Origin of the sequence: Corallococcus praedator (assembly GCF_003612125.1) — a bacterium.
Taxonomy (GTDB): domain Bacteria; phylum Myxococcota; class Myxococcia; order Myxococcales; family Myxococcaceae; genus Corallococcus; species Corallococcus praedator.
Genome location: NZ_RAWI01000004.1, coordinates 44359 through 58018, shown reverse-complemented (window position 1 = coordinate 58018; position 13660 = coordinate 44359). Strand labels below are relative to the sequence as shown.

Annotated in this window: 1 protein-coding gene (cut by a window edge); it reads left to right on the top strand. The window is 70.4% G+C overall.

The features are described 5' to 3' along the window. Nucleotides 1–83: 83 nt before the first annotated feature. On the top strand, nt 84–13660 hold the 5' portion of the coding sequence (locus D7Y13_RS01145; protein WP_120582310.1) for a non-ribosomal peptide synthase/polyketide synthase. Its footprint extends 3625 nt past the window's final position; the window shows 13577 of its 17202 coding nt (coding positions 1–13577); the start codon lies at nt 84–86; its stop codon lies off the right edge, out of view.

Genomic DNA, 13660 nt, shown 5'->3' with positions numbered 1-13660 from the left:
AGAACCGGCTTCCGAGCGCCCTTAGCTTATGCTGCGCGCCGCTCTCCAGCGAAGGGATCCAGGCCTCTCACCCGCCCCGCACCATGGCACCTCTCTCCGCGCGAACCTCCCCAGCCGCGACCCTCCTGGAGCTGCTCGAAACACGGGCCCACGCTCTCGGAGAACGGCCCCTCTACACCTTCCTGGAAGATGGCGGGGACGATGAGGTCCTGAGCCATGCCGGGTTGGACCTGCGGGCCCGGCGCATCGGCGCCGCCCTACAGTCACTGGCGAAGGCGGGCGAGCGGGCGGTGCTCCTCTACCCGCCGGGCTTGGAGTACGTCGCGGGCTTCTTTGGCTGCCTGTACGCCGGGCTGGTCGCCGTGCCCGCCTATCCCCCGGACCCCACGCGCCTGGATCGGACGCTGCCCCGGCTGCGCGCCATCATCCGCGACGCCCGCGCGAGCGTCGTGCTCACCACGTCCTTCATCCAGGAGATGGGTGAGGGGCTCTTCGAGGGTGCCCCCGAACTGGCGGCCCTGCGTTGGGTCGCCACCGATGCGCTGCCCGAAGGGACCGAAGCGGGCTGGCGGCGCCCGGCTCCCACGTCGGACACGCTGGCCTTCCTCCAGTACACCTCCGGATCCACGGGCGATCCGAAGGGCGTACAGCTCAGCCACGGTAACCTGCTGCACAACCTGGGATTGATCTCCCACGCGTTCGAAGTCCGCTCGGACAGCGTGGGTGTCATCTGGCTGCCGCCGTACCACGACATGGGCCTCATCGGCGGAGTGCTCCAGCCGCTGTACGCGGGCTTCCCCGTGGCGTTGCTGTCGCCGCTCGCGTTCCTTCGCCGCCCTCGCTTCTGGCTGGAGTCGCTGTCCCGCTTCGGTGGCACCATCAGTGGCGGTCCGTGCTTCGCCTTCGACTTGTGCGTGCGCAAGGTGCCTCCTGCGGAGCGCGAGGGCCTGGACCTTCGACGATGGGAGCTGGCGTTCTGCGGCGCGGAGCCCATCCGCCCGGAAGTCATGACGCGCTTCGCGGAGGCCTTCGCGCCTTCGGGCTTCCAGGGCCAGGCGTTCTATCCCTGCTATGGGCTCGCGGAGGGCACGCTCATCGCCTCTGGCGGTCGCAAGGGAGAGGGTGTCCTCACCCGCACCTGGGACTCCGCGGCGCTGGAGCGCAATGAAGCCCTGGAGGCCCCTGAAGGCTCCGGTGCTCGTCCGCTGGTGGGGTGTGGCCGGACGCTGCCGGATCAGACGCTGCTGGTGGTGGACCCGGAGACGCGGCGACCGTGCCCCCCCGAACGGGTGGGGGAGATCTGGGTCTCCGGCCCGAGCGTGGCCCAGGGCTACTGGGAGCGACCCGAGGAGAGCGAGGCGGCCTTCGGCGCGCGCCTGGCGGACTCGGAGGATGGGAGGCGGTTCCTGCGCACCGGCGACCTGGGCCTGATGCGGGATGGTGAGCTGTTCGTCGCGGGTCGCCGCAAGGACCTCGTCATCCTGCGAGGCCGGAACCTGCACCCTCAGGATCTGGAGCTGACGCTCGAACGGAGTCACCCCGCGCTGCGGCCCGGCTGTGGCGCGGCGTTCTCCATCGAGGTGGGCGGCGAGGAGCGGCTCGCGGTGATGTACGAGGTGGATCCTCGCAAGCCGTGGACAGCGGACGACGTGGTGGGCGCCGTCCGCCGGGGCCTGTCCGAGGCGCACGAGGTGCAGCTCCACACGCTCGTCCTGATTGAGCCGGGCGCTCTGCCCAAGACGTCCAGCGGGAAGATCCAGCGTCGCGCTTGTCGGGCGGAGCTGCTGGCGGGGACGGCTCGGGCGCTGCTGACCTGGCGCGAGGCGGACGCGGAGGTTTCCCTCGGGGAGGGAAGTGCTCCTGTTGTCGCTGCCGAACCGGTCACCGTGGAGGAACTGGAGACGTGGCTGCTGGCGCGGATCGCCTCGCGGCTCCGCGTGCGTCCGGAGACGCTGGCGCGGGACATGCCCATCACGTCCTTCGGTCTGGACTCGCTGGGCGCCGTGGAGCTTGCGAATGACGTCGAATCCCTGGGCACCGTCCTGCGCATGGAGGTCCTGCTCCAGGGGCCTACCGTGGCGCAGCTCGCGCGCACGGTCTTCGCGGCGCGTGGTGAAGCAACTGGCACGGGGCTGATCCGCGCGGAGGAGGGGAAGCCCGCTCCGCTTTCGTCCGCGCAGCAGCGGCTGTGGCTCTTCGAGCAGTTGGAGCGTGGGAGCCCCGCGTATCACCTCCCTGCGGCGGTCCGGCTCACGGGAGCCCTGGATGACGTGGCGTTGGAGCGTGCCTTCGCGGCGCTCGTTCTTCGGCACGAGGCGCTTCGGGCGACGTTCCGTGAGGAGGATGGCACTCCCTGGCAGGTGACCGCTTCTGAACCGGCTTCTTCATTCCGGCGTGTGGATCTCCGCGAGCTTCCGGTGGGGGACCGCGAGGCGGCGGCGCTCCTGTTGGCTCGCGAGGAAGCGCGTGCTTCCTTCGACCTCGTGCGCGGGCCGCTGTTCCGGGTCACGCTGAGCCAACTGGAAGCGCGCGAGCACCTGCTCGTCGTGGTGATGCATCACATCGCTTCCGACGGAGCCTCGTTCGGCATCCTGGCCCGGGAGTTGAGCGCGCTCTACGGGGGCGGGACTTCGCTGGCCCCTCTGTCCTTCCAGTATCCCGACTTCGCTCGCTGGCGGCGGGAGCGTGAGACGGACAGCGCGCTGGCCGCTTCGCTCGACGGATGGAAGGCGCGGCTGGCCGGTGTTCCCGTCGCGCTGGAACTTCCGACGGATCGTCCTCGTCCACCCACGCCGTCCTACCGTGGTGGCCGCGTGGCGCTGAATCTTCCGGAGTCGCTCACGGCCCGGCTGGAGGAACTGGGCCGCAGCGAAGGCGCCACGTTGTTCATGACGCTGCTGGCGGCCTTCGAGGTGCTGCTCGCACGTCACTCGGGCCAGGAGGACTTCTGTGTCGGGACCCCCGTCAATGGACGTGAGCGGGCTGGACTGGAAGGGCTGATTGGCTGCTTCCTCGACCTTGTCGTCCTTCGCGCGTCCCTCTCCGGAGCATCTTCCTTCCGTGAGGTGCTGGGGCGGACCCGAAAGGTTGCGCTCGACGCATTCGCCCACCGCGATGTTCCCTTCGAGCGGTTGGTGGAGGCCCTCCAGCCCGCGCGGGACCGCACCCGTGCTCCACTGTTCCAGGTGTTGTTCGTGCTCCAGCCGGAGCCCGGTGCCGGACTCGCGCTGCCCGGTCTGGACGCCCGTCGCGTGGACATCGATCCTGGCGCCACGCCCTATGACCTGACCCTGTCCCTCGCTCAGGGCGCGCAGGGTCTGGACGGATGGCTCGAGTACGCCACGGACCTCTTCGATGCGGACACCGCGGCTCGGCTGGTGGCTCGGCTGCGCGTGCTCCTGGAGTCCATCGTCGCGGATCCGGATCAGCGGCTCTCCTCGCTTGCGCTCCTGCCAGACCCCGAGCGTCGTCAGGTGCTGCTGGACTGGAACGACACGCGCACGGACTTCCCGGATGCGTGTCTCCACACGCTCATCGAGGCCCAGGCCGCGCGTACTCCCGAAGCTGTCGCGGTGGTGTGCGGTGACGAGGTGCTCACGTACCGCGCGCTGGACCGGCGGGCCAACGCGGTCGCGTGGCGCCTGCGTGAACAGGGCGTCGGGCCGGAGTGCATCGTTGGCTTCTGCGCGGACCGCTCGGCGGAGCTGGTGGTGGGGCTGCTGGGCATCCTCAAGGCGGGCGGTGCGTACCTGCCGCTGGATCCCTCGTACCCCGAGGCCCGGCTCGCCCTCATGCTGGAGGACTCCGGCGCTTCGGTGGTGCTCGCGCACCGACATCTGGCGGGAGCACTCCCGTTCGGTGGACGGACCGTGGTGCTGCTTGATGCTCCGGGGGAGGCGGAGGCGGTGCCTTCGTGTGACGTGGGGCCCGACAACCTCGCCTACGTCCTCTACACCTCCGGCTCCACGGGCAGGCCGAAGGGCGTGCTGATTCCGCACCGCAACGTGGCCAGCTTCTTCACGGGCATGGACACGCGCGTGGGCGCCATGCCGGGCACCTGGCTCGCGGTGACCAGCGTGTCCTTCGACATCTCCGTGCTGGAGCTGCTCTGGACGCTGGCGCGTGGCTTCAAGGTCGTCGTGCAGGGAGAGCAGGGGAGCCTGGGGGCCGCACCTCGCCGGGCGACCCGTTCGCGTCGCAAGCCCCTGGGCTTCAGCCTCTTCTACTTCGCCGCGGACGAGGGTGATTCGGGCGCGGAGCGCTACCGTCTGCTGCTGGAGTCCGCGCGCTTCGCGGACCGCCATGGCTTCGAGGCGGTGTGGACGCCGGAGCGTCACTTCCACTCCTTCGGTGGGCTCTACCCCAACCCCTCCCTGACGGGCGCGGCCCTCGCCGCCATCACCGAGCGCGTGGCCATCCGCGCCGGCAGCGTCGTCCTGCCACTGCACCACCCGGTGCGCGTCGCGGAGGAGTGGTCGCTCGTCGACAACATCTCCAGGGGGCGCGTGGGCATCTCCGTGGCTCCGGGCTGGAACGCGGATGACTTCGTCCTCGCTCCGGCCCGGTATGCGGACCGTCGCGAGCAATCGCGCCAGGACCTGGACACCGTGCGGCGGCTCTGGCGTGGCGAGGCCCTGAGCCTGCCCAACGGCACTGGCAACCCGGTGGAGATTCGGATCCGACCGACTCCCGTGCAGCGCGAGCTGCCCGTGTGGCTCACCGCCGCCGGCAATCCGGACACCTTCCGCGAGGCGGGCCAGCTGGGCGCGGGCGTGCTCACGCACCTGCTGGGCCAGCGCTGGGAAGAACTCAAGGAGCGCATTGCCCTGTACCGAGAGGCCTGGCGCGAGGCGGGCCATGAGGGCGAGGGCCACGTGACGCTGATGCTCCACACGTTCGTGGGGCATGACCTGGAGCGCGTGCGCGAGACGGTGGAAGGTCCTCTGCGCCGCTACCTGAGCACCTCCGCGGATCTGATGCGCGGGCTGGGGCGGACGCTCGGGCTCGATCTGGATCCGGCTTCTGTTCCTCCGGCGGATCTGGAAGCGCTCGTGGGGCGCGCCTTCGGGCGCTTCTTCGAGGGAGCCGGGCTCTTCGGCACTCCGCGCACGTGTCGTGAGCAGGTGGCCCGGATCGAGTCGCTGGGCGTGGATGAGGTCGCGTGCCTCATCGACTTCGGCGTGGACACGGACGCGGTGCTCGCCAGCCTGCCCGCGCTGGATGCCGTGCGGCAGCGCTCCGAGCGGGACTTCCTCCTCCAGGCGCAGGACGGCGGCACGGTGACCGCGCAGCTTGAGCGGCACGGTGTCACCCACCTGCAGTGCACGCCTTCGTTGGCCCAGGCGCTTCTGCTGGAGCCCGGTGCGCCGGGCGCGCTCGCGGGCCTGGAGCGGCTGATGGTGGGAGGCGAGGCGCTTCCGCCCGAGCTGGCGGCACGGCTGCGCGACACCGTGGGTGGTGCCCTGATCAACATGTACGGCCCCACGGAGACCACCATCTGGTCCTCCACGCATCGTGTGGACGGTGCGCCGGGGCCGGTTCCCATTGGCACGCCCATCGCCAACACCTCGCTGTACGTGCTGGATGCGGCGCTCCTGCCCGCGCCCATCGGCGTGCCCGGTGAGCTGTTCATTGGCGGTGCTGGAGTTGCCCGGGGCTACCACGCTCGGCCGGAGCTGACCGCCGAACGCTTCCTGCCGGATCCGTTTGGCGGCCACCCCGGTGCTCGGATGTACCGGACGGGTGATCGCGCGCGGTGGCGGTCGGATGGGACGGTGGAGTTCCTGGGGCGCGTGGACCACCAGCTCAAGGTCCGTGGCTTCCGTGTGGAGCCCGGAGAGATCGAGTCCGCGCTGGTTCGTCACCCGGGTGTGGCGCAGGCGGTGGTGGTGGCTCGGGAGGATGTGCCCGGGAGTGCCCGGCTGGTTGCGTATGTCGTGCCCGGGCCGGATGCGGCGCTTTCGGTGGAGGCACTGCGAGCCTTCGCCCGGCGGTCGTTGCCTGAGCATCTGGTGCCCTCGGCGGTGGTTGTGCTGGAGGCGCTCCCGCTGACGCCCAATGGGAAGGTGGACCGCAAGGCGCTGCCTGCTCCGGAGGGCGCCCGTGACGTGGCTCGCGAGTACGTGGCGCCTCGGACGGAGACGGAACGTCGCGTGGCGGAGCTGTGGGCCTCGCTGCTGGGAGTGGAGCGGGTTGGCGTGGAGGACGACTTCTTCGCGCTGGGCGGGCACTCGCTGCTCGCCACTCGCGCTGCGTCCCGGATCCGCGAGTCGTTCGGGGTGGACCTGCTCCTGCGCGAACTCTTCGAGTCCGCGACCCCAGCAGCACTGGCCGCGCGCCTGGATTCGCTCCCCCGGGTGATGTCTCGCGTGCCCCCACTGGTGCCTCGCGCGCACGAGGGTTCGCTGCCCCTGTCGTTCGCCCAGCAGCGGCTGTGGTTCCTTGAACAGCTTGAACCGGGCGGTGCCGCCTACAACGACGCGGTGGCCGTCCGCGTGGAGGGCTCGCTCGATGCGCAGGTGCTGGAGCGCTGCCTCCGTGAGGTGGTCCGGCGCCATGGGGTCCTCCGGGCCACCTTCCGTGACGAGGATGGCATTCCCTCGTGGCGCATCGCTCCCGACGCTCGGCTCTCGCTGACTCGGGTCGACTTGTCGGCGATCGCTGGCTCTGCCCGTGCGGATGCGCTTTCACGGCGGACGCGGGAGGAGGCCCTGCGGTCCTTTGACCTCGGCTCGGGGCCGCCGCTGCGGGCCACGCTGATCCACCTGGAAGCGAGGGAGCATGTACTCCTGCTCGTGCTGCACCACCTGGTGACGGATGGCGCGTCCCTGGGTGTACTGGTGCGCGAGGTGGCGGCGCTCTACCGCGCCTTCTCCGAGGGCAAGGGTTCGCCGCTGACGGAGTTGCCGCTCCAGTACGTGGACTACGCGGCGTGGCAGCGTGCCTGGCTTCGCGGCGAGACACTGGAGGCCCAGTTGTCGTACTGGCGTGCCCGGCTGGCCGGCGCGCCCCGGGCCCTGGAACTGCCCACGGATCATCCGCGTCCCGCGGTGCGCAGCAGTCGCGGCGCGAACCGGAGCGTGCTCCTGGGCGCGGAGCTGTCGCGTGGGCTCAAGGCGCTCGCCCAGCGCGAGGGTGCTACGCCCTTCATGGTGTTGCTGGCGGGCTTCTCCGCGCTGCTGTCCCGTGAGGGAGGTCAGGACGACCTGTGCGTCGGCACCCCGGTGGCCGGTCGCGACCGGACCGAGCTGGAAGGGCTCATCGGCTGCTTCGTCAACACGCTGGTGCTCCGGGTGTCACTCGCCGGGGAGCCTTCCTTCCGGGAGCTGATTGCCCGGGCTCGGGAGACGGTGCTGGGCGCCTTCGCGCATCAGGACGCGCCGTTCGAGGAACTGGTGAAGGCGCTCCAGCCCGAGCGCGACCTGGGCCGCAGCCCGCTCTTCCAGGCCATGCTCGTGCTTCAGGAGGACCCCCTGCCGGAGATCGCGATGCCGGGCCTCCGGCTGCGCGTCCTGGAACAGGAGAGTCACACGGCGAAGTTCGACCTTCGGCTCATCCTCACGGACACCGCGGAGGGCTTCGTCGCGAATCTGGAGCTGAGCACCGACCTGTTCGAGCCGGCCACCGCTTCGCGCCTGCTGGGGCACCTGCGCGTGCTGCTGGACGCGGGCGTGCACGATCCCGAGCAGCGCGTGCGCGACCTGGCACTGATGCCTCCAGAGGAGCAGCACCGGATCCTGGTGGAGTGGAACGACACCGTGCGCCCCCGTGCGGAAGGGGACGTCCTGCACCGGCTCATCGAGGCGCAGGCGGACCGCACGCCGGATGCGGTGGCGGTGAGCTTCGAAGGCGAAGCACTCACGTATCGGGAGCTGGACCGGCGTGCGAACCAGCTCGCGCATCACCTGCGTACCCTGGGCGTGGGACCGGACCGGTTGGTCGCGCTGTGCCTGGAGCGATCGCTGGAGATGGTGGTGGGGTTGCTCGGCATCCTCAAGGCGGGCGGGGCTTATGTGCCGCTCGACCCGGAGTACCCACGCGAGCGGCTGGAGTACATGCTCGCGGATGCAGCGGCACCGGTGCTGCTCACCCAGGCTCGGCTCGCGGCGGGACTGCCTCACGGCGGCGCGGCGGTGGTGTGCCTGGACTCGGATTGGGAGGCGGTGGCGCGCGAGGGTGCGGAGCGTCTCGACGTGGCGGTGGAGGGCAGGGGACTGGCCTACGTCATCTACACCTCGGGCTCCACCGGACGGCCCAAGGGCGCGATGAACACGCACGCGGCCATCTGCAACCGGCTCCACTGGATGCAGGAGGCCTACGGTCTGGACGCAAGTGACCGCGTCCTCCAGAAGACGCCGTTCAGCTTCGATGTCTCCGTGTGGGAGTTCTTCTGGCCGCTGATGACGGGCGCGCGGCTGGTGCTGGCTCGGCCCGGAGGCCACCGCGAGCCCGCGTACCTGACGGACACCATCAATCACGAGCGCATCACCACGCTGCACTTCGTGCCATCCATGCTCCGTCCCTTCCTGGAGGAGCCGTCGCTGGCTGAGTCCTGCGCCAGTCTGAGGCGCGTGTTCTGCAGTGGCGAGGCGCTGGCTCCGGATCTGCGCGATCGCTTCTTCGCGTGCGTGGGCGCGGAGTTGCACAACCTCTACGGCCCCACAGAGGCCGCGGTCGACGTGACAGCGTGGACCTGCGTGCGCGAGGACCGGAGGCCTCTCGTTCCCATCGGGCGTCCCATCGCCAATGCGCGGATGTATGTGCTGGATGCGCGCCTGCGTCCGGTGCCGACGGGCGTTCCAGGCGAGCTGTTCATTGGGGGCACTCCGCTGGCGCGCGGCTACTGGCAACGCCCGGAGCTGACCGCCGAGCGCTTCATCCCGGATGCCTACGCCTCCATGCCGGGCGCGCGGCTGTACCGCACGGGTGACAAGGCACGCTTCCTGGCGGATGGCTCCATCGAGTATCTGGGGCGGCTGGATGACCAGGTGAAGGTGCGCGGCTTCCGCATCGAGCTTGGGGAGATTGAAGCGGTGCTGTCCCAGCACCCGGCCGTGCGGGCGGCGGCCGTGTCGATGCGAGAGGACATCCCGGGGGACCGGCGCCTCGTGGCGTACGTGGTCTCCTCGGAAGTTCCGGCTTCGGAGCTGCGCGCCTTCCTGGTTGAGCGGTTGCCCGAGCACATGGTGCCCTCGGCCTTCGTCACCCTTGAGGCGCTTCCACTGTCTCCCAGCGGGAAGCTGGACCGCCGCGCGCTCCCCGCGCCGGAGCGGGGCCCGCTCGCTGGCGGTGAGGACTTCGTTGAACCCCGGAGTGAACTGGAGCACCAGCTCGCGCGCATCTGGGCGAGCGTGCTGGGGGTGGAGCGCGTCGGGGCGAATGATCGCTTCTTCGAACTGGGTGGAGATTCCATCCTCGCGCTGCAGGTGATTGCTCGCGCACGGCAAGCGGGCATCCACCTCACGGCACGGCAGCTCTTCCAGTCTCCGACAGTGGCCGGTCTGGCCCAGGTGGCGGTGAGTGCCCGACGCGCGGGCGAACAGGGGCCGGTGGTGGGCCCCGTTCCGATCACGCCCATCCAACGGTGGTTCCTCGAACGCGAGCTGCCCGAGGCGCATCACTTCAACCAGGCACTGCTGCTGGAGACGCGCGAGCCCGTGGACGCCGAGGTGCTGGCTCGGGCGCTGCGGGCCCTCGTGGACCATCACGATGCGCTCCGGATGCGGCTGACCCTGGGGGTGGCGGGTTGGGAGCAGTCGTGCGCGGAGCCTGGACGTGAGGTTCCGCTGCGTCAGGTGGACCTGTCCATGTTGCTGGAGTCGGAGCACGCCGTGGCGATGGAGCGCATCGCCACGGAAGCGCAGGCGGGGCTGGACCTGGGCGAAGGCCGTCTCGTGCGCGCGGTGCTGTTCGACCGGGGTGCGGGGCTGACCGGCCGTTTGTTGCTGGTCATCCACCACCTCGCTGTGGATGGCGTCTCCTGGCGCGTGCTGCTGGAGGATCTGGACACCGCGCTGCGCCAGCTCGGGGGGCGCGGGTCCGTGGCGCTTCCGGCCAAGACGACTTCGTTCCAGGCATGGGCACAGCGGTTGGAGGCGCATGCGGCGTCGTCGGCCCTCGCGGAGGAGCTGTCCTTCTGGCGCGAGGAGCTGGGCGCGGACGTGCCCCTGCTTCCCCGCGACCTTCCGGACGGGGTGAATACGCAGGAGTCGGAGCGCACCGTCACGGTGGCGCTGGAGCCCGCGGTGACGCGTGCGCTGCTGCGGGCTTCGGCTTCCGGACCGCGTCCTGGCGTGGAGGATGCGCTGCTCGCGGGCGTGGCGAGGGCGCTGGCGTGGTGGACCGGCGGTCGCCGGCTGCGCATCGACGTCGAGGCCCACGGTCGCGAGGAGCTGTTCGAGGACGTAGACCTTTCGCGCACGGTGGGGTGGTTCACCGCGCTGTATCCCGTGCGGCTGGAACTGCCGGAGGGTTCGGAGTCCGTGGCGGTGCTCGAACGGGTCCGTGCCGCACGTGAGCGCCGGGTGGGCAGGGGCCTTGGGTTCGGCCTGCTGCGCTACCTGCGCCACGGTGACGATGCCGCGCCGCTGCGGGATGCGCGCGCCTCTTCAGAAGTTCTCTTCAACTACCTGGGCCAGCTTGATTCCGGCACGCGTGACACGGCGCTGTTCACGCTCGCCTCCGGATCCACCGGCGCTTCTCAAGGAACGCGTGGCCTGCGGAGCCATGTGCTGGAGGTGGTGGCCCGTCTGATTGGCGGTCGCCTGGAGTTGACGTGGCACTACAGCGAGGCGCTGCACGCGCGCGGGACCGTCGAGACCCTGGCGCAGGACTGCGTGCGGGCGCTGACGGAACTCGCGGAGCTGGGCGAAGAGCGCTACCCGCTGTCGCCGCTCCAGCACGGACTGCTGTTCCAGGTGTTGCTGGAGCCCGGCACGGACGCGTACTTCGAGCAGCTGAGCTGGACGCTCGCAGGTCCTCTGGATACCGACGCGTTGCGGAACGCGTGGGACGCGGTCATCGAGCGTCACCCGGCACTGCGGACATCCTTCCTGTGGGAAGGCGTGGAGGAACCGCTCCAGGTGATCCACTCGCGCGCGGAGGTGCCCTGGTCCGTGGACGACTGGCGCGGTCTTTCCTCCGAGGATCAGTCCCGGGCCATGGCCCTCTTCCTGCGCCAGGACCGGGCGCAAGGCTTCGAGTTGTCACGTGCGCCGCTGATGCGGCTGGCACTGGTCCGCCTGGGAAACGACGTCTGGCGGTGCGTCTGGAGCTTCCATCACCTGCTGCTGGACGGGTGGAGTCTGGCGCGGGTGCTGGGCGAAGTGCTCGACGTGTACGCGGTGAATTCGCGTGGCGGGACCTGGCGTCCTCCCGCCGTGGCGGACTTCCGCGCCTACTTCGAGTGGCGGGGTCGGCGCAGCCCGGAGCAGGAGGCCTCCTTCTGGCGGGAACAGCTCGCTGGCATCGACGCTCCGACGCCATTGCCAGCGGAGGGTGGCTCCGCGAACGAGCGCGACCCGGGCGAACACGAGCTGGCACTGAGCGAAGCGGAGACCACCGCGCTCCAGGACTTCACGCGTCGCCACCGGCTGACGCCGAGCACGCTGGTCCACGGCGCGTGGGCGCTGTTGCTGTCCCGGTATGGCGGTGGGGAGGATGCCGTCTTCGGGACGACGCTCGCGGGACGGCCCGCGGAAGTGCCGGGCATCGAGGAGGCCGTAGGCCTGTTCATCCATTCGCTTCCCGTGCGTACCCGCGTCCGGCCTGCGGTGGGACTGCTGCCCTGGTTGCGTGAACTCCAGTCCGTGTTGGTGGAGCTGAACCAGCGCGAGCCCGTCCCGCTCACCCGCCTCCAGGGATGGAGCGAGGTGCCCCGGGGCACGCCGCTCTTCGAGAGCCTCCTCGTCTTCGAGAACTACCCGGTGGACGCGGCGCTCTCGCGAGGCGTGGCCGGGCTGGAGGTGCGCGACGTCACGGTCTTCGAGCGCACGCACTATCCGTTGACCGCGGTGGCGCTGCCCGGCCGCTCGCTGCGCCTGAAGCTGCAATACCGACCGGAGCGCATCCGGGGCGACGCCGCCGCGAGGCTGCTGTCGCACTGGCGCACGCTCCTGCAGGAGATGATCGCCAGGCCGGAGCAGCGGCTCGGTGACGTGTCGCTGCTGTCCCAGGTGGAGCGCCACCGTGTGCTGGTTGAGTGGAATGCCACGGCGACCGCGTATCCGCGCGAGGCCACGGTGCATGGGCTGTTCGAGGCGCAGGCTGCCCGGACGCCCGACGCCCTTGCGGTGGTCTACGGCGGGAGCTCGCTCACGTATGCCGGGCTGGACTCGCGGGCGAACCAGGTGGCTCACCGGTTGCTCGCATTGGGCGTCCGGCGCGGCTCCACCGTGGGCCTCTGCGTGGAGCGCTCCGTTGAGCTGGTCGTGGGGATGCTCGGCATCCTCAAGGCCGGTGCGACCTATGTGCCGCTGGATCCGGCGTATCCGCGCGAGCGACTGGCGTGGATGCTCGCGGACGCCGGGGCCCAGGTGCTGCTCACCCAGGAAGGGCTGCGGGAGGTGCTGCCCACGGAGGGCGTGCGGGTGCTCGCGCTGGACGGTGAGCCAGCGCTGGAGGGCACTCCTGCGAAGGCGGTCACCACGTCCGGAGCGGGCCCGGACGATGCCGCGTACGTCATCTACACGTCCGGATCCACGGGGACGCCCAAGGGCGTCTGTGTCTCGCATCAGGCTGTGGTCCGGCTGGTGGTGGAGACGGACTTCATCCATGTGGTGCCGGAGGACCGCGTGGCGCAGGCGTCCAACGCCTCGTTCGACGCGGCCACGTTCGAGATCTGGGGCGCGCTCCTGAACGGTGCTCGCGTGGTCGGCGTGGACCGGGAGACGGCGCTCGCACCCAGGGCCTTCGCCACGTGGCTGAAGGACGAGGGCATCCGCGTCCTCTTCCTCACCACGGCCTGGTTCAACCAGGTGGCCGCCGAGGCGCCGGACGCCTTCCGTGGTCTGCGGCAGCTCCACTTCGGTGGCGAGGCGGTGGACCCGAGGCCCGTGCGCCAGGTCCTTCGCGATGGGCCGCCCGAGCGGCTGCTGCACGTCTACGGTCCCACCGAGAGCACCACCTTCTCCACGTGGCACCTCGTCACGAAGGTGGCGGAGGGCGCTGCTTCCATTCCCATTGGCAGGCCGCTGGCGAACACGGTGCAGTACGTACTCGACGGGTCCATGGCTCCGGTGCCTCCGGGCGGGGTGGGAGAGCTGTGGCTCGGTGGGGACGGACTGGCTCGCGGCTATCTGGGACGGCCGGAGCTGACGGCGGAGCGCTTCGTGCCGCATCCGTTCAGCACGCGCCCCGGCGCTCGGCTCTACAAGACGGGCGACCGGGTCCGTCTGCTGGACGATGGCTCGGTGATGTTCGTGGGCCGCGCGGACACGCAGGTGAAGGTGCGTGGCTTCCGCGTGGAGCCAGCGGAAATCGAAGCGGTGTTGCTGCGCCATCCGTCGGTGCGGCAGGCGGCCGTGCTCGCGCGAGAGGACTCGGTGGGCGGATCGCGTCGGCTCGTGGCCTATGTCGTGGCTTCGGCGGACGACGCTCCGGTGACTTCGCTCCTGCGCGCCTTCCTCGGCGTGCACCTGCCCGCGTACATGGTTCCTTCCGC